The following is a 22,236-nucleotide window of genomic DNA, read 5'->3' as shown; positions in this document are numbered from 1 at the left end:
TAGCATCAATCCATAACGGCCCGGCAACATCGGTAGAGGAGGACCACCGCATGGAGCGCAGCGGGGGCAGTGTCCTCGATTCCATCGTGGACGGAGTCAGGGCGGATCTCGCCGCCCGCGAGGCCGTCGTCGACTTCGCCGAAATCAAGCGGAGGGCAGCCGCGGCGCCGCCACCGCGCGACGTGATGGCGGCACTGCTGGCACCTGGTGTCGGAGTGATCGCGGAGGTCAAGCGGCGCAGCCCGTCGAAGGGCGACCTGGCGACGATCCCGGATCCCGCGGAGCTGGCGGCGTCCTACGCGGAGGGTGGCGCGCGCGTGATCAGCGTGCTCACCGAGCAGCGCCGGTTCGGCGGTTCGCTCGCCGACCTCGCCGCGGTGCGGTCCGTCGTCGACGTGCCGGTTCTGCGCAAGGACTTCGTGGTGAGCCCGTACCAGGTGCACGAGGCCCGCGCGTTCGGCGCCGACCTCGTGCTGCTGATCGTGGCGGCGCTGGAGCAAAACGTGCTCGACGCCCTGCTCGACAGGGTGGAGTCTCTCGGCATGACGGCGTTGGTGGAGGTGCACACCGAGGAGGAGGCCGACCGCGCGCTGGAGGCGGGGGCCAAGGTCATCGGTGTCAACGCCCGCAACCTGCACACCCTCGAGGTCGACCGGTCGATCTTCGGCCGGATCGCGCCCGGGCTGCCGAGCGACGTGATGCGCGTCGCGGAGTCGGGTGTGCGTGGGCCGGGCGACCTGCTCACCTACGCCGGATGGGGCGCCGACGCGGTGCTGACCGGCGAGGGTCTGGTCACCAGCGGCGACCCGCAGGCTGCGGTGCGCAGCCTGGTGGCTGCGGGCTTCCACCCGTCGTGTTCGAGGATGGTGCGTTGACAAGCAAGGCGAGTGACGGCATCTCGGAGCCGTCAGGGCACGAGCCGGATGAACGTGGGCACTTCGGGAAGTACGGCGGGCGGTACGTCCCCGAGGCGCTGATCGCGGCGCTCGACGAGCTGGAGACGGCGTACGAGAAGGCGCGCACCGACCGCGACTTCCTCGACGAGCTCGACCGGCTGCACCGCGACTACTCCGGGCGGCCCTCCCCGTTGACCGACGCCCCGAAGCTCGGTGAGCACGCGGGCGGCGCGCGGATCCTGCTGAAGCGCGAAGACCTCAACCACACCGGCTCCCACAAGATCAACAACGTGCTGGGGCAGGCACTGCTCACCAAGCGCATGGGCAAGACGCGGGTGATCGCCGAGACCGGTGCGGGCCAGCACGGCGTGGCCACCGCGACCGCGTGCGCGCTGCTCGGCCTGGAGTGCGTCGTCTACATGGGCGAGGTCGACACCGAGCGGCAGGCGCTCAACGTCGCGCGGATGCGCCTGCTGGGCGCCACCGTGATCCCGGTGAAGACCGGCTCGCGCACGCTGAAGGACGCGATCAACGAGGCCCTGCGCGACTGGGTCACCAACGTCGCCGAGACGCACTACCTGCTCGGCACGGTCGCGGGGCCGCACCCGTTCCCGATGATGGTGCGCGACTTCCACCGCGTGATCGGGCTGGAGGCCCGCGAGCAGGTGCTGGAACGGGTCGGGCGGCTGCCCGACGCGATCGCGGCCTGCGTCGGCGGCGGGTCCAACGCGATCGGGATCTTCCACGCGTTCATCGACGACCCGGGCGTCCGGCTCGTCGGCTTCGAGCCCGGTGGCGACGGCGTCGAGACCGGCCGCCACGGCGCCACCCTCTCCGAGGGCACGCCAGGCGCGCTGCACGGTGCGATGTCGTACCTGCTGCAGGACGAGGACGGGCAGACGGTCGAGTCGCACTCGATCTCCGCGGGCCTCGACTATCCGGGCGTCGGGCCCGAGCACGCGCTGCTCAAGGACATCGGGCGGGCCGAGTACTCGCCGGTCACCGATGCCGAGGCGATGCAGGCGTTCGCGCTGCTCTCGCGCACCGAGGGGATCATCCCGGCGATCGAGTCGGCGCACGCCGTCGCCGGCGCGCTGCGGCTGGGCCGCGAGCTCGGCCCGGAGGGCGTTGTGCTGGTGAACCTCTCCGGCCGCGGCGACAAGGACGTCGACACCGCCGCCAAGTGGTTCGGCATGATCGCCGAGAACGAGAGTGCGGAGGACGCGAGCGGCACGGCCATAGCCGAAGCGTCGCTCACTGAAGGGGCCCCGGCATGAGCGTTGACTTGAGTGTTGACGGGGTCTTTGCGAAGTGCCGTGCCGAAGGTCGCGCCGCGCTCGTCGGCTACCTCCCCGCCGGCTACCCGACGGTCGACGGCTCCGTCGAGCTGATCAATGCGCTGGTCGAGGGCGGGTGCGACCTGCTCGAGGTTGGCATCCCGTACTCCGACCCCGTGATGGACGGCCCGACGATCCAGGCGGCCGCGCAAACGGCGTTGGACGCCGGGGTCCGGTTGCGTGACGTGCTCTCGGTCGTCGAGCGGGTCACCGCTGCCGGCGGCTCGGCCGTCGTCATGACCTACTTCAACCCGATCATGAGCTACGGCGTCGACGCGTTCGCGCGCGACCTCGCCACGGCCGGCGGGTTGGGCATGATCACGCCCGACCTGATCCCGGAGGAGGCCGGCGAGTGGATCGCCGCCTCCACGGAGCACGACCTGTCCCGGATCTTCCTGGTTGCGCCCTCGTCGACGACGGCCCGCCTGGCCTCGACCACGGCGGCCAGCAGCGGGTTCGTCTACGCGACCTCGCTCATGGGCGTCACCGGGGCCCGCGACAGCGTGGCGTCGGCCGCGCCGGAGCTGGTCGCCCGGTGCCGGCCGCTGACGTCGCTGCCGATCGGCGTCGGGCTCGGGGTGCGGTCGGCGGAGCAGGCGGCCGAGGTCGCGGGCTTCGCCGACGCCGTGATCGTCGGCTCGGCGTTCGTCACGGCCGCGGAGCAGGGCGGCCCCGACGCCGTCCGCGCGCTGGCCGCGGACCTCGCCGAGGGCGTCCGGCGGGCCACCCGCCCCGCCCCCGCACACACCTGACCCCCAACTTCCCCACCGTTTTGGGTGGATGCGCGCCGAAACGGCGCGCAAGTGCCCAAAACGGTGGGGAAGTTCGGGGCGATACCGTGGCTGGGTGAGCACTGCCGCCGCCACCGTGCTGGCCTACCTCCCGAGTCCCGACCGCGGGGTCTGGTACCTGGGTCCCGTCCCGATCAGGGCGTACGCGCTCTGCATCATCGCGGGCATCATCGTCGCCGTCGTCTGGGGCGAGCGGCGGATCGTGGCCCGCGGCGGGCCGGCCGGCGCCGTCACCGACATCGCGGTGTGGGCGGTGCCGTTCGGGCTGGTCGGTGGCCGGCTCTACCACGTGATCACAGACTGGCAGACGTACTTCGGGCCGGGCGGCAACCCGATCAGCGCGCTCTACATCTGGCAGGGCGGGCTCGGGATCTGGGGCGCGGTCGCGCTCGGCGCTGTCGGGGCGTGGATCGGGTGCCGTCGGCGCAACATCCCGCTGCCGTTCTTCGCCGACGCCGTGGCGCCCGGGATCGTCGTCGCGCAGGCCATCGGGCGGCTCGGCAACTGGTTCAACCAGGAGCTGTACGGCGCCCCGACGACCGTCCCGTGGGGCCTGGAGATCTACCGCAGGGTCGACCCGTCGACCGGCATCGCCGACCCGCTCGGCGGCGTCGCGATCGACCACACGGCGATCGAGATCGTGCACCCGACGTTCCTGTACGAGCTGCTGTGGAACCTGCTCGTCGCGGCCGTCGTCGTCTTCGCCGACCGCCGCTTCCGGCTCGGGCACGGCCGCGCCTTCGCGCTGTACGTCGCCGGGTACACCCTCGGCCGCTTCTGGATCGAGCAGATGCGCACCGACTTCGCCACCAGGGTGTTCGGCGACCTGCGCGTCAACGTCGTGGTCTCCGCGGTCGTGTTCGTCGGGGCCGTGCTCTACATGGTGATCGTCCGCAAGCCCCGTGAGGAGCTTGCGCCGCCGCCCGAGGCCGACGACAGTGCCGACGCCGATGCCGACCCCAGCTCTGTCGATCTGAGCAAGGGTGAGCCCGAGCCGTCGCTCGCGGGGAAGTCGGCCGAGCCCGAGCCCGACGCGGAGCGGTCGCCGTGACGTTCACCGGCTTCGGCGACGGTGCCGTCGAGTTCTACGACGGGCTGGAGGCCGACAACTCGAAGGCGTACTGGACCGACCAGCGCGAGGTCTACGAGACCGACGTCAAAGCGCCGATGACGGCGCTGCTGGCCGAGCTCGAACCCGAGTTCGGCCGCGCGAAGATCTTCCGGCCGTACCGCGACATGCGCTTCTCCGCCGACAAGACCCCGTACAAGACGCACTGCGGCGCCATCAGCGGCCACTTCTACGTGCAGGTCGGCTCGGACGGCCTGATGGTCGCCGCCGGCGCGTACTGGATGGCGTCGGACCAGGTCGCGCGCTTCCGCACGGCCGTGGCCGACGACCGCCGCGGCGAGGACCTCGAGAAGCGCATCGCCGCCGTCGAGGCCGAGGGCATCACGATCGCGGGCGAGACGCTCAAGACCCGCCCCCGCGGCTTCGACCCCGAGCACCCGCGGATCGAGCGGCTGCGGCACAAGTCGCTCTACGGCACCCGCACGTGGCCGCCGGACGACACCCTGCACGAGCGCGGCGCGCTCGACCGCGTCGTGAGTACCTGGCGCGCCCTGCGCCCGCTGACGGAGTGGCTCTCCGACCACGTGGGCGCGAGCGACCAACCACGCCGCTAGCCGAAAGTTGCCCACCGTTTTGCCAACCTGCACACCCTGAAAGGCGTGCAGGTTGGCAAAACGGTGGGGAAGTTCGGGCTACACGTGGGTGACCGCGCGGAGCATCGTGTTGTCGGTCCCCGTCGCCATGTAGAACGTGCCGGGCACCGCGGTGGTCGGCTGCCTGCCGTACTTCTCGGTGTTCTCCAGCCGGAGCTTCCAGCGCTCCTCGCCGGTGTCGGCCGCGTAGGCGTAGGCGAAGTACCGGGCCGGCGTGCCGATCCCGCCCGTCTCCCCGGCCCGGTAGATCGTGCCGGCGGCACCCGCGATGAACGTCCCGCTGATCGGGAAGTCGAGGTCGCCGATGCCGCCCTTCTGCCAGCGCTGCTCGCCGCTGGCCATGTCGAGCGCGACGAGCGAGTTGTAACCGCCGCCGATCACCGAGCCGCCCTCGACGGTGAGCGTGCCGGGGTTGTAGCTGCCGTCCGCGGTGCGCCGCCACCGCTCCTGGCCGGTCACCGTGTCGATCGCGACCACCGTGAACTTCCCGGTCTCCGTCGTGACGTAGAAGAGCGTCGTGTCGACGACGGTGATGTCGTACGCCTCCGCGCCGAGCCCGACGGTCGCCTTGGTCAGCTGGTGCTCCCACCCGCGCGACCCGTTCGCGGCGTCGAGGGTGAGCAGCGACCCCTCCAGCTTGACGTGCACCTTGCCGCCGCTCACGACGGCGTCGTTGATGCCGATGCCGGACTGCTTGCCGACGGGGGACCGCCACCGCTCCTGCCCGGTCGCCGGGTCGAGCCCGATCACGTCGTAGTTGTCGTACGACCCCGCCGTGGTGGCCTTGCCGACGACGAGGTCGCCGCCGCTGCCCAGCATCCACACCTTCTCGTTCTCCCAGCGCAACGCGCCGGTGGCGGCATCGACGGCGGTCGTGATGTAGCTGTCGCTGACCAGCACGGCCCCGCCGTCCGCGAACTGCACCGGATCGCGCAGCGACTGCCGCACGGCGTAGGTCCACTTCGGCCGGCCGGTCGCGGGGTCGAGCGCGTAGATGCTGGCGTCGTCGCTGCTGACGTAGACGGCGCCGGCGTCGGCCGCGAGCGCCTGCACCTTGCCGCCCGGGGTGACCGTCCACAGCTCCCTCGGCTGGCCCGACGGCAGCGCCGCCGGTCCGGGCCCGTCGGTGGGAGCCGTCGTCGTGCTCGACGTCAGCGCCGGGATGCCGAACCCGGCACCCGCACCCACCGCAACCGCCCCGATCGCGCCGGCCCCGATCAGGAACCTGCGCCGCGAGGTCTTGGGTTGCGCGTCGACCGGCGGCGCCCACCCGCCCGACGACGGCCCGCTGGGCCCCGTCGCGAACTGCGGCCCAGAGACCGGCCCAGAGAACGGTCCGGAGACCGGCCCGGAGAACGGCCCGGAGACCGGCCCCGGCACTGGCGGCGGCTCGGCCGCCGCGGCAGCGCTGATCATCGGCTCGCGCGGGAGCGGCGGCGGCAGCAGCGCGGCGATCCCGCCCGGCATCCAGCCGCCCGCCAGTGACGACGGGAGTGGCTCCAGCGCGTCCGCGAGCTGTGCCGCTGTCGGGCGGGCATCGGGGTTGCGCGCGAAGCACGCCGCGACGAGCTTGCGCACCGGTTCGGCGAGATCACCGAGCTCCGGGGTCGCGTAGAGCACCTTCCTGATCATCGAGAGCGGCGTGCCCGAGCCGAACGGGCCGCGTCCCGTCGCGGCTGTGACCAGCACCGACCCCAGCGAGAACAGGTCGGACGACGTGCCGATCCGGCGGCCCTCCGCCTGCTCCGGCGACATGTAGGCCGGGGTGCCGATGGTGGCGCCCGTGCCGGTCATGCGGGTGCCGTCGAGCGCCCGCGAGATGCCGAAGTCGATCAGCCGCGGCCGGTCGGCGGCCAGCAGCACGTTGGCCGGCTTGACGTCGCGGTGCACCAGACCGGCGGCGTGGATCGTGGCGAGCGCGCGGGCCAGGTTCGAGGCGAGGTAGTGCACCGCCGCGGGCGGGAGCGGGCCGGCCCCCCGCACGGCGTCGTCGAGCGGGACGCCCTGCACGTACTCGGTGGCCAACCACGGGACGTCCGCCTCCGGGTCGGCGTCGAGCACCGCCGCGGTCCACGGCCCGACGACCTTGCGGCTCGCCTTCACCTCGGCCGCGAAGCGGGCCCGGAACTGCTCGTCGTGCGCGAGCCACGCGTGCACGACCTTCACCGCCACCGGTCCGCGCGGTCCGGTCGCGGCGAACACCTGCCCCATCCCGCCGGATCCGAGCCTGCCGAGCAGCTGGTACGGCCCGATGTGGCGCGGGTCGCCCGCCTGCAGTGAGTCCACCTGCTGGGCATCCATCTGCGCCCGCTCCCCGATCTGGTTGCTCGTCATGATCACTTGCCTCCGTACGCGACCATCGACCCGTCCGACCGGATGACGACGACCTGGCGGGGGTCGGCGGCGATCTGCGCGACGCCGTTCAGCCCACCCGTCCCGGTCACCGACCACAGCTGCTTCCCGGTCGCCGACTCGAGCGCGTAGAAGCGCCCGTTGTTGCTGCCCACGTAGACGGCACCGGCGGCGGCCGCGGTGGCCGACTGGACGGTGCTGCCGCCCGCCGAGCGGTCGGGTCCGACCCAACGCGCGACGCCCGTAGCCATGTCGAGCGCGTGCACCTGCTCGTCGAATCCCAGCACCGAGACGATCCCGTCGGCGACGGCGGGCGCCCCCTTCGGGTCGGCGCCGCCCTCCCCGGCGTCGCCCTGCCAGCGGACCTTCCCGGTGGCGAGCTCCAGCGCCGTGACGGCCAGCCCGTTGATGCACATGTACACGCTGTCGTCCACGACGGAGATCCTCGTGGCGCGGCCCTCTCCGGTCGCGTACTCCCAGACGACGGCGCCCGTGCCCAGGTCGAGCAGCGCGGCGCTGCCCTCGTACGGCACCAGCACCCGGTTGCCGACGACCAGCGGCCCGTTGGCGAAGTTGCTGGCGACCGTGTAGGTCCACCTGGTCTTGCCGTTCGCGGGATCCACCGCGGTGACGGTGCTGCCGATCGTCATGAACGCGGTGCCGCCGCCCGCGCCGACGTCGGGGCCGACCAGCGACTGGTACTGCGTCGCCGCGGTCAGCGGGACGGCCCACTTCTTCGCCCCGCTCGCGGCGTCGAGCGCGGTGACGGCGCCGCGGGTCGCGAGGTACACCGCGCCGTCGGCCACGGCGAGGTTCACCGAATCCGGGTCGAAGCCGGTGCCGCCCTCGGGGGCGGTGAACTGCCACCGCCGCGCCCCGGTGCGCGCGTCGTGCGCGGCGACCCCGCCCGATCCGCCGACATGGATCGTGTCGCCCGCGACGATCAGCGCCCCCGGGTTCTGGACCCCGGAGTCGACCGACCACAGCGACGCGGGCGGTGCGCCCGCCGCCGGTGGTGGCGGCGGCGCGGACGTTCCCGGTGCCGCCACCGGGGTGGGGGCAGGCGCCGGCTGCGAGCGGCTCGTCGCGTACGCGATGCCACCACCGGCGGCCGCGGTCACGCCCAGCGCCGCCAGCCCGCCGAGCAGCGCCCGGCGGCTGACCGGCCGCCGCCCCGGGATGCCGGACGGGAGCAGCACCGACCCCGGCCGCACCTGGTGCGCCGACGGGCGGTCGAGGTGCGGCGGCGTCAGGTCGAGCGTTGCCAGCGGCCCCGGCAGCCAGCCCGGGCCCGGCGGGGCGGTGAGCGGCATGAGCCCGCGCGCGAGCTCCGCGGCGGACGGCCGCGCCGCAGGGTCCTTCGCCAGGCAGGCCAGCGTGGCCTCGCGCAGCGGGCCGGTCAGCATGCCCACGTCCGGCGGGTCGTCGACGATCCTGCGCAGCACCACGAACGCCTCGCCCTCGCCGAACGGCGAGTACCCCGAGACGGCGAAGGCGATCACCGCCCCGAGCGAGAAGACGTCGGACGCGGGGCCGACGTCGAGGCCGTCGGCCTGCTCCGGCGACATGTACGACGGGGTGCCGATGAGCTCGCCGGCGCTGGTGAGCTGCGTGGCGTCCATCGTGCGGGAGATGCCGAGGTCGATGAGCCGCGGGCCGTCGGCGGCGAGCAGCACGTTGGACGGCTTCACGTCGCGGTGCACTAGCCCGGCGGCGTGGATCTCCGCGAGGGCGCCGGCCAGCGCCGCGGCCATGACCAGCACCGTCGGGCCGGGCACCGGTCCGTGCATCTGCACGGCGCGTTCCAATGAAGGGCCCGGGACGTAGGCGGTGGCGAGCCACGGCATCGGGGCCTCGGGGTCGGCCGCGATGAGCGGCGCGGCCCAGGGACCGCCGAACTGCCGCACGTTCGCCACCTCGTTGCGGAACCGCGAGCGGAACTGCGGGTTGCGGGCGAGCGCGGCGTGCACGATCTTCACGGCGGCCAGCCCGCCGCCCGGCCACGAGCCGAGGAAGACCTGTCCCGTCCCGCCAGCGCCGAGCCGCCCGTGCAGCTCGAACGGGCCGACCCACCGCGGGTCGTCGGCTCGCAGCGCCTGCATGGTTCCTCCTTCACGTACCGGTCTGCGGCGTCACCGATGGGGCTCGACCGCGGTATTGCTCATGAAGACCCGCACGGGGCGGAAAAGGTTGGGGGCATCTTCGCCGATCTTTCCGAAAGAACGACTGCATCGTCCGCACCGTGCGTATCCGTCCGTCACGCTGATGATCGTCGACCGAAACGGTGTCGCTACGTGCAGCGACGGCAGAGGAGCGGCGGGTGAACGGGACGATAACGTTCCGGGACCACCCTTCCGTATCGTTCCAGTACACGCGCTACACTCACGCTCTGTGAGCCGTCGCACAAAGATCGTCTGTACCATCGGTCCCGCCACCGCCTCCCCGGACCGCATTCGGGAGCTCGTGCAGGCGGGCATGGACGTCGCCCGGCTGAACTTCAGCCATGGCAACCGGGACGACCACAAGCACGTCTACGAGATGGTCCGCGAAGCGGCCGACGCCGAGGGGCGCGCCGTCGGGATCCTCGCCGACCTGCAGGGCCCCAAGATCCGGCTCGGCCGGTTCGCGGCGGGCCCGGTCGAGTGGCGCACCGGCGAGGAGGTGCGCATCACCGTCGAGGACGTCGCCGGCACCCACGACAGGGTGTCCACCACCTACAAGGGTCTTGCCGACGACGCGCGCGTCGACGACCGCCTGCTCGTCGACGACGGGAAGGTCGGCCTCCGGGTCACCGGCGTCGAGGGGCTCGACGTCATCTGCGAGGTGACGGAAGGCGGCCCGGTCAGCGACAACAAGGGCATCTCGCTGCCCGGCATGAACGTGACGGTCCCCGCGCTGTCGGAGAAGGACATCGCCGACCTGGAGTTCGCGCTCGACCTGCGGGTCGACGCCGTCGCGCTCTCGTTCGTGCGCAGCCCGGCCGACATCGACCTCGCGCACAAGATCATGGACGCGAAGGGCGGGCGGCTGCCCGTCATCGCCAAGCTGGAGAAGCCGGAGGCCGTCGACAACCTCGAGGCCATCGTGCTCGCCTTCGACGGTGTGATGGTCGCCCGCGGCGACCTCGGCGTCGAGCTGCCGCTCGAGCACGTGCCGCTGGTGCAGAAGCGCGCCATCCAGATCGCACGGGAGAACGCGAAGCCGGTGATCGTCGCGACCCAGATGCTGGAGTCGATGATCACCAACTCGCGCCCGACCCGCGCGGAGGCGTCCGACGTCGCCAACGCCGTCCTCGACGGCGCCGACGCCGTGATGCTCTCCGGCGAGACCGGCGTCGGTCGCTACCCGATCAAGACCGTGCAGACGATGGCGCAGATCGTCGAAGCCGCCGAGGAAGGCCCCGTCGGGGTGCCGCCGCTGAACCACGTCCCGCGCACCAAGCGCGGCGTGCTCTCCTATGCGGCCCGCGACATCGGCGAGCGGCTCTCCGCGCGGGCGCTCGTGGCGTTCACGCAGTCCGGCGACACCGTGCGCAGGCTCGCCCGCCTGCACACGCGGCTGCCGCTGCTGGCGTTCACCCCGACCCCCGACGTGCGCAGCCAGCTCTCGATGAGCTGGGGCGTCGAGACCTTCCTCGTCGACTTCGTCGAATCGACCGACGCCATGGTGCGCCAGGTCGACCACGCGATGCTCGCGCTGGAGCGCTTCCAGCCCGGCGACCTCGTCGTGATCGTCGCCGGCTCACCGCCCGGCACCGTCGGCTCCACCAACCTCATCCGCGTGCACCGGCTGGGCGAGGAGGACCACGCGTAGCCGACGCTAGGTGAGGACTGCGGGCACGGCCGCCAGCATGCTGCCGTGGATCCCGGCGTCGACGCGTTGCAGATCGGCGTACGGGACGGCGAGTCGCGCCCGCGGGAACCGCTCCCGCAGCACCCGGACGAGCGTGGTCAGTTCCAGCTGAGCGAGGTGCGAGCCGACGCAGAAGTGCGGCCCGGCGCCGAACGTCAGGTCCTGCGGTCCTGACCGAGCGGGGTCGTTGTTGATCCCGGCGATGTCGACGAGCACGCCGGACCGCGCCGGGATCACTACGCCGCCGAGATCCACGTCGGCCGTCGTGAACCGCCAGAGCGAGACGACTGCCGGCGGGTGCTCGCGCAGCGTCCTGCGCACGACGTCGTCGATCCCGTCGGGGTCCATCGGGGTGATCCCGCCGTCGAGCACACGCGCGAGCAGGAACCCGAGCACAACCGTCGTGGTCACCTGACCGGCGAAGATGAGCCCGGCGAGCACGTAGTGCAGGTCGGCGTCCGGCATGTCGGGCAGACGCTCGCGCAGGTCGCGGGCCAGCCCCTGCCGGCCGTCCACGAGCGCGGTCGCGGCCAGCTCACCGAGCGCGGCCATCATCGCCGCCCCGCTGTCGGACGTCCCGGCGAACACCTTCCGGCACGCCGCGGTGGCTTCGTCCACGGCGGTGGTGTTGCCGTCGATCGGCACGCCGAGCACGTCGCAGACCACGGCGAGCGGGTAGCGCATGGTGAAGTCGGCGGCGAGGTCGACGGGCCCGGCCGGCAACTCGTCGAGCAACGTATGGGCGATCTCGGCGACGCGGGCGGCGTGCTCCTGCATGCGGCGGTTCGTGAACAGCGGGTTGTGCGCCTGCCGCAGCAGTTGGTGCGCCGGCCCGTCGAGGGTGGTCAGAGACGTGCGCTCGGCAGCCGTCGGCTCCAGGCCGACGGCGCCGCGGTCCCAGTGCTCCGGTGCGTACGCCGGGTCCTTGACGATGCGCGGGTCGAGCAGCGCCCGCCGGGCGAGGGTCTCGTCGGTGATGACCCAGACGTCGCCGCCCATCGGCACCGGTGTGCGGACGACCGGGCCCGCGGCGCGCAGCTTCTCCGGCAGCGGGTTGGGGTGGGTGATCGGGCAGACGCCCGTCGCGTAGACGTCGACGTCGGCCACTGGGGTTTCCACGTACTTCCTCCAAAGTCGCTAGGGAGCCTAGCGACTTCAGGTTAGTAAGCTCGGCAGCCTGATGTCCAGGCATCCGAGGGAAAGGTTTCCATGGCGGAGTACGACGAGGTCGAGACCAGGGAACGCCGCGGGTGGCGCAGCGCCGAACCGTCGTGGGCGCTCTGGGAGGTCCAGCGCACCGCGGCCGTCGTCGGCCCGGTGATCGCGGCCCGGATGGGGATGTCCCTCAACGACGTGCGGGCGATCGAGCTGCTCGTCGAGGCCACCTCGCCGGTCGGCCCGGTCGAGCTGGGCAACAAGCTGGGCATGCGGTCCGCCTCGGCGACCGAGCTGGTCGACCGGCTGGAAGCGGCCGGGCACGTCCGCCGCGCCCCGCACCCGCACGACCGGCGCCGGGTGGTCGTCGAGCTGACGGAGGCGGGCCACCACAACGCGCTCGCCGCCATCGGGCCGCTGTTGCGGCGGATCGACGGCGTCGCGGAGCGGATGAGCCCCGAGGCGCAGGAGACGGTGGCCGCGTACCTGCGGGCGGTCGCCGCGGAGCAACGTGCCTTCTGCGAGGAAGGCAGCGCCCACCCCACCCCGGGTGAGTCGCCACATCCAACCCGGTGAGTCGACGCTTCTGGCACGGTGAGTCGACACTTCTGGCACGGTGTGTCGACACCTCTAGCACGGTGAGTCGACACCTCTAGCACGGTGAGTTGTCACTCCCTGCACGGTGAGTTGCGGGTTCGCGGCGAGCCGCGCGCGCCAAGGGCGTCGACTCACCGTGCTGAAAGTGACAACTCGCCGTGCTGAAAGTGTCGACTCACCGTGTCGCGGGTGTCGACTCACCGTGCCGAAAGTGGCGACTCACCTGGTGGGGCGGGTCACGTGCCGGTGGGGGCGGTGCGCACCCCGTGGTGCTGAGAGGATGCCCGGGTGAGCACTCCCTCGACGACCCGCCCCGAGCCCGACCTCGCTGCCGACGGCGCACCGCGCGGCCAGGCCGTGCTCGACGGGCTGGTCGAGCTGCTCGACCTGGAGCAGCTGGAGGTCAACCTGTTCCGCGGGGTCAGCCCGCCGCAGAGCCCGACGCGCGTGTTCGGCGGCCAGGTCGCCGGCCAGGCGCTCGTCGCGGCGGGTCGGACCGTGCCGGAGGACCGGCAGGTGCACTCGCTGCACGCCTACTTCATCCGGCCGGGCGATCCGCGCGTCCCGATCGTCTACGAGGCGGAGCGGGTGCGCGACGGCCGCTCGTTCACCACGCGGCGGGTGCTCGCGATCCAGCACGGCGAGGCGATCTTCTCGCTCTCGGCGTCGTTCCAGCTGCCGGAGGAAGGGCTGGAGCACACCGAGCCCGGCCCGGTCGACGTGCCGGCCCCGGAGACGCTCCCCGACATCGGCCAGCGGATCGCCGAGGGCGGCCGCGGCGGGTGGCTGGCCAGGGCGCCGCGCCCGATCGACATGCGGTTCGTCGACGAGCCGACCTGGTCGACCGCGCGCACCGGGGCGTCCGACGGGCCGATGCGGGTGTGGATGCGCGCCGACGGCACGCTGCCGGCCGACCGGTTGCTGCACGTCTGCCTGCTCACCTACGCCAGCGACATGACGCTGCTCGGCTCGGTGATCGCCCGCCACGACCTCGGCGCGACGCAGCTGCAGATGGCGAGCCTCGACCACGCGATGTGGTTCCACCGGCCGTTCCGCGCCGACGAGTGGCTGCTCTACACCTGCTACTCGCCGACGGCCTCCGGCTCGCGCGGGCTCGCGACCGGCAGGTTCACGACGCAGGACGGCACGCTCGTGGCGACAACCGTGCAAGAAGGGCTGGTTCGGCTGCCCCGTCGATGACGGGGGAGCGCTCGCGGCAGTAGCGTCGCCGTCGTGCAGCATGAGATCGAGTTCACCGCAGGCGACGGCGTCACCCTCCCCGGCGTGCTGACGACGCCCGACGACGCGACGGGGCCCGTGCCCGGCCTCGTGATGATCTACGAGGCGTTCGGGATGACCGACGAGATGCGCAGGGTCGCGCGCGACCTCGCCGACGACGGGTACGCCGTGCTCATCCCGGACCTGTTCGCGCGCGGCCCGGTGCGCCCGATCTGCGTCGCGAGCGCCATCCGCACGACGATCCGCGGCACCGGGCGCGAGCTGGACGACATCGAGGCGGCGCGGCGCCGGCTCGCCGACGACCCGGCCGTCGACGGCGAGCGGATCGGCGCCATCGGGTTCTGCATGGGCGGCAGCTTCGCGCTGCTGCTCGCGAAGACCGGCCTCTACAAGGTGTCGGCGCCGTTCTACAGCATGCCCGTCGAGATGGACCGCGCCTGCCCCGTCGTCGCGAGCTTCGGTGGGCGCGACCTCGCCAACCGCGGCTTCGCCGAGCGGCTCACCACCGACCTGGAGGCGCTCGGCGTCGCGCACGACGTCCAGATCTACCCGGAGGCCGGGCACTCGTTCTACACGCGGACCCCCGGGCTGATGGGCCGGGTCTTGCCGTACACCCCGATCCGGGGCGAGTACCACGAGGCCAGCGCGGCCGACGCGCACCGGCGCATCGTCGCGTTCTTCCGCGAGCACCTCGACGCCTGAACGATGGGGAAGTATGGGGGCATGACCGACCGCAGCTGGGGTTTCCGGACGCGCGCGGTGCACGCCGGCGCCGTGCCCGACTCCGCAACGGGCGCCCGCGCGACGCCGATCTACCAGTCCACGAGCTTCGTCTTCGCCGACACCACCGATGCGGCGAGCCTCTTCGCGCTGCAGAAGTACGGCCTGATCTACAGCCGCATCGCCAACCCGACGGTGTCGGTTCTGGAGGAGCGGATGGCGAGCCTCGAGGGCGGGATCGGCGCGGTCGCGACGGCGAGCGGGCAGGCCGCCGAGTTCTTGACGTTCGCCAGCCTCGCCGGAGCCGGCGACCACATCGTCGCCGCCGCCGGGCTCTACGGCGGCACGATCACGCAGCTCGACGTCACGCTGCGCAGGTTCGGGGTCGACACGGCCTTTGTCCCTGGCAGTGATCCAGCCGCGTTCGCCGCCGCGATCAGGCCCAACACGAAGCTGCTCTTCGCGGAGATCGTCGCCAACCCGTCAGGCGACGTCGCCGACATCGCAGCGCTCGCGGACGTCGCGCACGCGGCCGGCCTGCCGCTCGTCGTCGACGCGACGATGGCGACGCCGTACCTGTGCCGGCCGATCGAGCACGGCGCCGACATCGTGATCCACTCGGCGACGAAGTTCCTCGGCGGCCACGGCACCACGCTGGGCGGGGTGGTCGTGGAATCGGGCCGGTTCAACTGGGGCAACGGCAACTTCCCGCAGATGACCGAGCCGATCCCGTCGTACGGCGGGCTGAGCTGGTGGGGCAACTTCCAGGAGCTCGGCTTCCTCACGAAGCTGCGCGCCGAGCAGCTGCGCGACGTCGGCGCGACCCTCTCGGCGCACTCGGCGTTCCTGTTGCTGCAAGGTGTGGAGACGCTCCCGCAGCGGATGGCGGCGCACGTCGCCAACGCGCGGGCCGTCGCGGAGTGGCTGCAAGCCGACCCGCGGGTGTCCTACGTGAAGTGGGCGGGGCTGCCCGATCACCCGCACCACGCGCTCGCCCAGCGCTACCTGCCGCTCGGGCCGGGTGCCGTGTTCTCCTTCGGTGTCGACGGCGGCCGGGAGGCCGGGCAGCGGTTCATCGAGTCGGTGCAGCTGTGCAGCCACCTCGCCAACATCGGCGACGTCCGCACGCTCGTGATCCATCCCGGTTCGACGACCCACCAGCAGCTGACGGACGACCAGCTGCGCGACGCGGGCGTGCCGCCCGACCTGGTGCGGATCAGCGTCGGGCTGGAGGATCCGGAGGACATCATTTGGGATCTCGACCAAGCGCTCGCCGAGGCGGGGAAGGTGTCGGCATGAGCGACTGGGAGAACCCGTCGGCGGCACGCCGCCAGCAGATGCTGCAGTCCACGCGCACCGTCGCGATGGTCGGTGCGTCGCCCAACCCGGCACGGGCCAGCAACTTCGTTGCGACCTACCTGCTCTCCAGCACCGACTACGACGTGTACTTCGTCAACCCGAACGCGACGAAGATCCTCGGCCGGCCGGTCTACGCCACGCTGGCCGACCTGCCGGTGGTGCCCGACATCGTCGACGTCTTCCGTCGCCAGCAGGACCTCCCGGGCGTGCTGGACGAGGTGCTGGCACTCCCGCCAGGGGTGAAGACGCTGTGGCTGCAGTTCGGCCTCTACGACGTCGACCTCGCCCAGCGCGCCGAGGCGGCCGGGCTCGACGTCGTCATGGACCGTTGCCTCAAGGTCGAGCACGCCCGCTTCCACGGCGGCCTGCACCTCGCCGGGTTCGACACCGGGGTGATCAGCGCGCGCCGTCGGCAGGGGTGAGCACGCGCTTGCCGTAGGTGAGCCGGCGCAGCACCACCTCGGCGGGGCCGCGCAGCCCGGCGCGGGCGGTCAGGTGCGCGACGACGAGGATCACCGCCCAGGTCCCGATGCCGACCAGCGCCGTCTGCCAGAGGTGCGCGCCGCCGCCGAGTCCGAGCGACCACGCCGGCAGCAGCAGGGCGAACGCCACCGATTGCGCCAGGTAGCAGGACAGCGACCGCTGACCACACGACCGCAGCGCGTCCGTGAACACCCCCGGGGTGCGCCGCGCGAGCCGGATCGCGATCAGACCGAAGAGGGCGGCATATCCCAGCCCGCCGAGGTAGCCGCCGATCGCGTGCACCGCGCCGGCGGCCAGCACGAGCCCGAGCGGTGCCGGCGAGCCGGCGACGGTGAGCAGCGCGAGCGGCAGGCCGAGCAACACGGCCGTTCCGAGGCCGCCGACGGCCACCCGCTGCAGGAACCTGCGGTGCCGCTCGGGCTCGTCGAGCAGCCGTCGCCGCGCGGCCCACGCCCCGAGCGCGACGGCGCCGAACACCGAGAACATGGCGGAGAACAGGCCGATCCCGGCCCACTCGATCGCCCTGAGCAGCAGGCTGAGGGCGTAGCTCGCGGTCCCCATCGAGGGCAGCAGCGCCGACGACTCGTCGGGCATCGGTATCGAGGCCGCCGCGTAGAGCAGCGCGCTGCAGAACAGCCCGATGCCTGCGGTGATGAGCAGCGCCCGGTTCGATCCCGCGACGAGCAGACCGGCCATGAGCACAGCGAGCAGCCCGTAGGCACCGACGATGTCGCCGGCCCAGAGCAGCAGTCCGTGCAGGAAGCCGATCAGGAGCATCCACCCACCGCGGCGCCGGACCAGCCGGGTGACCGCACCCACCGGCATGCCCACCGTTCCGCGCCTGCTCGCGAGCTGCACGATCCCGTAGCCGAACAGGAACCCGAAGAGCGGGTACGCGCGCCCGTCGACCAGCAGCAGCTGCACGATCGTCACCGCCGAGTCGGCGCTGTCGAGCTGGGCGGGGTAGCCGCGGACACCCGTCTGGTGGTCGTACGTCCAGAGGTGGACGTTGGCGAGGGCGATGAGCAGGAGCATGCCGCCGCGTGCGATGTCGGGCGCTAGCGCTCGCGCGGACGTTGCGATGGCGCCTGGGTCGACCGGCTGCGTCATGCCCCCAGATTATGAGAAACCGGACTTTCTGGGCTCCGTCCAAAGTTGCCGAAGCAGCGTCGATCGGTTGATGGTGCGTAGCCGATCGGACGGTCAGCCTTGCGAGAAGTCGTCGAAGGGGCGCACCTCGACCGGGCCACCGCACGCCTCCGCGCATTTCTCGGCCCAGGCCAGCGCCGCGTCGAGGTCGGGGACGCGGATCACCCAGAACCCCGCGACCTGCTCCTTCGTCTCGGCGAACGGCCCATCGGTCATGGTCGTGGCGCCGTTCTGCACCCGCACGACGGTCGCGCTGTCGGACGAGCGCAACCCGCCGGCGAAGACCCAGGCGCCGCTGGCCTCGATCTCGCGGTTGACCCGTGAGACCCGGTCCATGGAGGCGAGCGCCATGGCCTCTCGGTCCGCCTCGGGCGCACTCTCGTCGGACTGGAGGGACAGCAGGTACTGCATGGTCGATCGCTCCTCGTGCTTCTCGGACTTGTTGTGTTTGTCGGGGTCTCAGGCGCGCAGGCGGCGGGCGACTGCGGGCACCACGATCGCAGCGGCCACGACGTGGGTCAGCATCAGCAGGGCCTTGGTGCTGGTGTCGGCGTCGACGAGGAGGTCGGGGACCAGCGAGAGCACGGTCAGCGCGACGGTGGTGCGGATCCACGTGGTGCGCGGGCGGCGGGCGAAGCGGCGCAGCCCCAGCGCGATGAACAGCCCGACCACCGAGAACATCACGGTCAGGGTCGCGAATCCGGACGTCGGGACGGGCGCACCGGCGAGCGCGGTGCTGATCCCGGCGGCCTGACCGGCGGCGGCGACGGCGGCCGTCGCGCCCGCGGCGAGCACGGCCGCGGCGGCACCGTCGCGCAGCAGCGCACCAAGAGTCGGGGTCGGGGTCGGGGCGGCCGAGGTGGTGGCGGTACGGGCGGCGGTGGTGGTGGTGACGGACATGACGGCCTCCGGGGCGCTGTGTCGACCGGCTCCGTACCGGTCTCTCACCCTGGCTACGAACGGCCTCGACACCGTTCGACATGTTCCCGGAAAAATCTTCGAAGATTTTCTGGAGGTGTTTGGGCGGTCGAGCGAACCACGTCTCACTGTGCTCCCCGTCGCGGCGCCGGGGCACGGCGAGGTCTACATTCCACCCCGTGCCTTCACCCGTCACCGTCACCGTCACCGGAGCCGCTGGCCAGATCGGCTACGCGCTGCTCTTCCGTATCGCGTCCGGTCAGCTGCTGGGCCCCGACACCCCCGTCCGGCTGCGACTGCTGGAGATCCCGCAGGCGGTGAAGGCTGCCGAGGGCACCGCCATGGAGCTCGACGACTGCGCGTTCCCGCTGCTCACCGGCATCGACATCACCGACGACGCCACCGCCGCCTTCGACGGCGCGAACGTCGCGCTGCTCGTCGGCGCCCGCCCCCGCACCAAGGGCATGGAGCGCGGCGACCTGCTCGAGGCCAACGGCGGCATCTTCGCCCCGCAGGGCCGGGCCATCAACGCCGGCGCGGCCGACGACATCCGCGTGCTCGTCGTCGGCAACCCGGCCAACACAAACGCGCTGATCGCGCAGTCGGCCGCACCGGACGTCCCGGCCGAGCGCTTCACCGCCATGACGCGGCTGGACCACAACCGTGCCGTCGGGCAGCTGGCGAAGAAGCTGTCGGTAGCCGTCACCGACATCCACAAGCTCACGATCTGGGGCAACCACTCCGCCACCCAGTACCCCGACCTCTTCAACACCGAGGTCAACGGCAAGTCCGCCGCTGAGCAGGTCGACGAGGCCTGGCTGCGCGACACGTTCATCCCGACCGTCGCCAAGCGCGGCGCGGCGATCATCGAGGCCCGCGGCGCGTCGTCCGCTGCATCGGCGGCCAACGCCGCCATCGATCACGTCCACGACTGGGTCAACGGCACTGCCGAGGGCGACTGGACCTCCGCCGCCATCCCGTCGGACGGCTCCTACGGCATCGCCGAGGGCATCATCTCCAGCTTCCCCGTGACCTCGAAGAACGGGAAGTGGGAGATCGTGCAGGGGCTGGAGATCAACGAGTTCTCCCGCGAGCGCATCGACGCCACCGTCGCCGAGCTGGTCGAGGAGCGCGAGGCGGTCAAGGGGCTGGGCCTGCTCTGAGCCGGCGCTGAGCCCGTTCGCTGCCGGCCGGCAGCCCGACCCGGCGGGCGGGCGGGCGTGCCTGGAAAGCCACTTTCCCGGCGCCACAGGCCGGGAAGTGGCTTTCCCGGCAACGTGTGCGTCCCCGCACCCATCCCGTCTGACGCCCAGCTCTGGGCCGGCTGCTGTTGCGGGGCCTCCGGTCGGCGGGGATGCGTGCGTTCCGCATGCGAGGGCAGCAAAGCCACTTTCCGGCCCTCACAGGGCAGGAAAGTGGCTTTCCTGCCCTCCTCCCGCGCCTGGTGGGCGGCGACGGTAAGGCCTGTCACTCCGGGCGCTCGGCGACCCACATCTGATCCGGGTCCGTAGGCGGTGCGGGAGCCCCGTCCGGGAAGTCGTGTTCGACGTAGAACCGCACCCGGCCGCGGACCCGCCGGTAGCCCAGCGCGGTGACGTGGTTGCGGTCGAGCCCGTGCGTCGTTTCCAGCTCTTCCATGAGGTTGATGTTCGTCAGCGACAGGGCTTCGGTGAACGGGTCGGACGCCGGGTAGCCGAGCTTCCCCGCCAGGTCCTGGAGGTACTCCAGGAACAGGTCGGCGGGGATGGTGAGAACCGGCTGCGCTGGCAGGGCGTCGCCCCTTTGCGAGACGATGCGGTAGCGCCCGGCCCCGTCGGCGCGGCAGTCGAAGCCGTCCGCGGCGAGGTGCCTCATGATGGCCGCGACGGCCTCGTCCGCTGAGTGGCTCATCATCCGACCCGGACGATCGCGAACCTCTCCGGCCCGATCGTGATGGCGTCGTCGGCCCCTTCGACCGGTTCGGACGCGAGGAGGATGCGGGTCACCGGCCCGCCGAGTGCGATCGTCGTTTCCTCGCCGCCGAGGTTGCACACCACCCGCAGCGCGCCGCGGTGCACGACGATGGTGCGCTGCGCGTCGTCGATCTCGACCTCGACCTCGTCGAGCCACGGGTTCGTGAGGTCGGGCCACGCCTTGCGCAGCGCGATGAGCTCGCGGTGCATCTGCAGCAGCGTGGCGTGCGGCTCCTGGGTGGGCTCGTCCCAGTCGAGCTTGGAGTCGAGGAACGTGCTCTCGGCGTTCGGGTCGGGCACCTCGGCGTCGCCCCAGCCGTGCTCGGCGAACTCAGCGGTGCGGCCCTCCCGCACCGCGTCGCGCAGGGCGGGTTCGGGGAAGTAGGAGAAGAACTGCCACGGCGTGCGCGCGCCCCACTCCTCGCCCATGAACAGCATCGGCGTGAACGGCGAGGTGAGCACGAGCGCGGCGCCGCAGGCGAGCAGGCCGGGGGAGAGGCTCTCGGTCAGCCGGTCGCCGGTGGCCCGGTTGCCGATCTGGTCGTGGTTCTGCAGGTAGGCGAGGAAGCGGTGGCCGGGGATCCGTCGGGTGTCCACGGGCGCGCCGTGGTTGCGGCGCCGGAAGCTCGACCACGTGCCCTCGTGCAGGAACGCCCTGGTGAAGACGTGCGCCAGGCCCGCCAGCCCGGCCGCGGCGAAGTCGGCGTAGTAGCCCTGCGCCTCACCGGTGAGGGTCGTGTGCAGGCAGTGGTGGATGTCGTCGCACCACTGCGCGTGCAGGCCGTAGCCCACGCCCTCCCGCGCGGTGACGATCTTCGGGTCGTTCAGGTCGGACTCCGCGATCAACGACAGCGGACGCCGGACGTGCGCCGAGAGCGCGTCCACCTCAGCCGCCAGCTGCTCCAGCACGTGCGTCGCCCCGCCGTCGCGCAACGCGTGGATCGCGTCGATGCGCAGCCCGTCGACGTGGAAGTCGCGCAGCCACATCAGCGCGTTCTCGATGACGTACCGGCGGACGTGCTCCGACTCGGCGCCGTCCAGGTTCAGCGACGGGCCCCAGATGTTGCTCCCGGCGAAGTACGGCCCGAACCGGTCGAGGTAGGCGCCGGACGGCCCGAGGTGGTTGTAGACGACGTCGAGCACCACACCCATGCCGCGTGAGTGGCAGGCGTCGACGAACCGCTTGAACGCGTCGGGACCGCCGTAGTTCTCGGTCACCGCGTACCAGCCGACACCGTCGTAGCCCCAGTTCCGCGGGCCGTCGACGGCGTTGACCGGCAGCACCTCGACCAGGTCGACGCCCAGCTGCGCGAGGTGGTCGAGCCGCTCGATCGCGGCATCGAACGTGCCCTCGGCGGTGAACGTGCCGATGTGCAGCTCGTACAGCACGCTGCCGGGCAGCTGCTTCCCGGTCCACGCGTGGTCGGTCCACCAGAAACCGTGCTGGTCGTACACGCGCGACGCGCCGTGCACACCGGTGGGCTGCCACAGCGAACGCGGGTCGGGCAGCGGGGTCTCGTCGTCGTCGAGCAGGAAGGCGTAGGCGGTGCCGGGGGCGACGTCACGCACCTCGGCGCGCCACCAGCCGGCGTCGACCCGCTCCATCGGGTGGGTGGCGCCGTCGACGAGCACCCGTACCTTCTCCCGCTGCGGTGCCCACACCGCGAACTCAGCCACCGGACGATCCTCCCGTGCGCCGCAGCGGGACGCACGG

At 72.1% G+C, this 22,236-nt stretch carries 20 protein-coding genes; 12 read left to right on the top strand and 8 right to left on the bottom strand.

The window, feature by feature from the left end:
• The first annotated feature begins 50 nt into the window (after nt 1-50).
• From trpC to LL648_RS09760, 5 genes are all read left to right on the top strand, one after another.
• Complete coding sequence (gene trpC / locus LL648_RS09780) at nt 51-875, top strand: indole-3-glycerol phosphate synthase TrpC (protein ID WP_232662145.1); 825 nt, start codon at nt 51-53, stop codon at nt 873-875.
• A complete protein-coding gene (gene trpB, locus LL648_RS09775; protein WP_232662144.1) occupies nt 872-2,173 on the top strand; it encodes a tryptophan synthase subunit beta in 1,302 nt (433 codons plus the stop codon). The genes trpC and trpB overlap by 4 nt, the downstream gene beginning before the upstream one ends.
• Nucleotides 2,170-2,985: a tryptophan synthase subunit alpha gene (gene trpA / locus LL648_RS09770; protein ID WP_232662143.1), complete on the top strand. Its 816-nt coding sequence runs from the start codon at nt 2,170-2,172 to the stop codon at nt 2,983-2,985. The genes trpB and trpA overlap by 4 nt, the downstream gene beginning before the upstream one ends.
• A 94-nt stretch (nt 2,986-3,079) precedes the next feature.
• The gene (gene lgt / locus LL648_RS09765; protein ID WP_232662142.1) at nt 3,080-4,075 is read left to right on the top strand and encodes a prolipoprotein diacylglyceryl transferase; all 996 of its coding nucleotides are present in this window, start codon (nt 3,080-3,082) and stop codon (nt 4,073-4,075) included.
• Entirely contained in the window at nt 4,072-4,707 is a 636-nt protein-coding gene (locus tag LL648_RS09760) for a DUF2461 domain-containing protein (RefSeq protein ID WP_232662141.1), read from the top strand. Before lgt ends, LL648_RS09760 begins: the two co-directional genes overlap by 4 nt.
• Nucleotides 4,708-4,785: 78 nt before the next feature.
• Here LL648_RS09760 and LL648_RS09755 read toward each other — a convergent pair whose 3' ends face one another.
• Both LL648_RS09755 and LL648_RS09750 read right to left on the bottom strand, forming a co-directional pair.
• Entirely contained in the window at nt 4,786-7,080 is a 2,295-nt protein-coding gene (locus LL648_RS09755; protein WP_232662140.1) for a protein kinase domain-containing protein, read from the bottom strand.
• A 2-nt stretch (nt 7,081-7,082) separates the two neighbouring features.
• On the bottom strand, nt 7,083-9,200 hold the full coding sequence (locus tag LL648_RS09750) for an outer membrane protein assembly factor BamB family protein (protein ID WP_232662139.1): 2,118 nt from the start codon (nt 9,198-9,200) through the stop codon (nt 7,083-7,085).
• A gap of 289 nt (nt 9,201-9,489) precedes the next feature.
• Between LL648_RS09750 and pyk the strand changes: the two genes are divergently transcribed.
• Complete coding sequence (gene pyk / locus LL648_RS09745; protein WP_232662138.1) at nt 9,490-10,911, top strand: pyruvate kinase; 1,422 nt, start codon at nt 9,490-9,492, stop codon at nt 10,909-10,911.
• A gap of 6 nt (nt 10,912-10,917) precedes the next feature.
• Here pyk and LL648_RS09740 read toward each other — a convergent pair whose 3' ends face one another.
• Complete coding sequence (locus LL648_RS09740; RefSeq protein WP_232662137.1) at nt 10,918-12,069, bottom strand: cytochrome P450; 1,152 nt, start codon at nt 12,067-12,069, stop codon at nt 10,918-10,920.
• Between the two features lie 90 nt (nt 12,070-12,159).
• Here LL648_RS09740 and LL648_RS09735 point away from each other — a divergent pair, with 90 nt between their 5' ends.
• From LL648_RS09735 to LL648_RS09715, 5 genes are all read left to right on the top strand, one after another.
• Nucleotides 12,160-12,681, top strand: coding sequence for a MarR family winged helix-turn-helix transcriptional regulator (locus LL648_RS09735; protein WP_232662136.1), 522 nt, complete (start codon nt 12,160-12,162; stop codon nt 12,679-12,681).
• A 309-nt stretch (nt 12,682-12,990) separates the two neighbouring features.
• Nucleotides 12,991-13,902 carry an acyl-CoA thioesterase gene (locus tag LL648_RS09730; RefSeq protein WP_232662135.1) on the top strand — a complete coding sequence of 304 codons (912 nt, stop codon included), beginning with the start codon at nt 12,991-12,993 and terminating at the stop codon, nt 13,900-13,902.
• A gap of 33 nt (nt 13,903-13,935) precedes the next feature.
• Nucleotides 13,936-14,643: a dienelactone hydrolase family protein gene (locus tag LL648_RS09725; protein ID WP_232662134.1), complete on the top strand. Its 708-nt coding sequence runs from the start codon at nt 13,936-13,938 to the stop codon at nt 14,641-14,643.
• Nucleotides 14,644-14,664: 21 nt separating this feature from the next.
• Nucleotides 14,665-15,960, top strand: coding sequence for an O-acetylhomoserine aminocarboxypropyltransferase/cysteine synthase family protein (locus LL648_RS09720; RefSeq protein ID WP_232662133.1), 1,296 nt, complete (start codon nt 14,665-14,667; stop codon nt 15,958-15,960).
• The gene (locus LL648_RS09715; RefSeq protein ID WP_232662132.1) at nt 15,957-16,442 is read left to right on the top strand and encodes a CoA-binding protein; all 486 of its coding nucleotides are present in this window, start codon (nt 15,957-15,959) and stop codon (nt 16,440-16,442) included. The genes LL648_RS09720 and LL648_RS09715 overlap by 4 nt, the downstream gene beginning before the upstream one ends.
• Here LL648_RS09715 and LL648_RS09710 read toward each other — a convergent pair.
• The 3 genes from LL648_RS09710 to LL648_RS09700 all read right to left on the bottom strand — a co-directional run bounded on the left by LL648_RS09710 (nt 16,417) and on the right by LL648_RS09700 (nt 18,552).
• Nucleotides 16,417-17,613 (bottom strand): DUF418 domain-containing protein, encoded by a 1,197-nt coding sequence (locus LL648_RS09710; RefSeq protein WP_232662131.1) that lies wholly within the window; start codon nt 17,611-17,613, stop codon nt 16,417-16,419. The genes LL648_RS09715 and LL648_RS09710 overlap by 26 nt on opposite strands.
• Before the next feature lie 93 nt (nt 17,614-17,706).
• The gene (locus LL648_RS09705) at nt 17,707-18,063 is read right to left on the bottom strand and encodes a YciI family protein (protein ID WP_232662130.1); all 357 of its coding nucleotides are present in this window, start codon (nt 18,061-18,063) and stop codon (nt 17,707-17,709) included.
• 48 nt (nt 18,064-18,111) lie between these two features.
• Entirely contained in the window at nt 18,112-18,552 is a 441-nt protein-coding gene (locus tag LL648_RS09700) for a DUF6069 family protein (protein WP_305080781.1), read from the bottom strand.
• A 197-nt stretch (nt 18,553-18,749) separates the two neighbouring features.
• On the opposite strand from LL648_RS09700, the gene LL648_RS09695 reads away from it, so the two are divergent.
• Nucleotides 18,750-19,733 carry a malate dehydrogenase gene (locus tag LL648_RS09695; protein WP_232662129.1) on the top strand — a complete coding sequence of 328 codons (984 nt, stop codon included), beginning with the start codon at nt 18,750-18,752 and terminating at the stop codon, nt 19,731-19,733.
• A 304-nt stretch (nt 19,734-20,037) separates the two neighbouring features.
• On the opposite strand, the gene LL648_RS09690 is transcribed toward LL648_RS09695, so the two are convergent.
• The gene (locus LL648_RS09690; protein ID WP_232662128.1) at nt 20,038-20,460 is read right to left on the bottom strand and encodes a hypothetical protein; all 423 of its coding nucleotides are present in this window, start codon (nt 20,458-20,460) and stop codon (nt 20,038-20,040) included.
• A complete protein-coding gene (gene treZ, locus LL648_RS09685) occupies nt 20,460-22,199 on the bottom strand; it encodes a malto-oligosyltrehalose trehalohydrolase (protein WP_232662127.1) in 1,740 nt (579 codons plus the stop codon). The genes LL648_RS09690 and treZ overlap by 1 nt, the downstream gene beginning before the upstream one ends.
• Nucleotides 22,200-22,236: the final 37 nt, after the last annotated feature.

It is taken from the genome of Pseudonocardia sp. TRM90224, from assembly GCF_021245725.1.
Lineage (GTDB): Bacteria > Actinomycetota > Actinomycetes > Mycobacteriales > Pseudonocardiaceae > Pseudonocardia.
The sequence above is the reverse complement of the archived record's forward strand: the minus strand, read 5'-3'. Positions and strand labels throughout refer to the sequence as shown.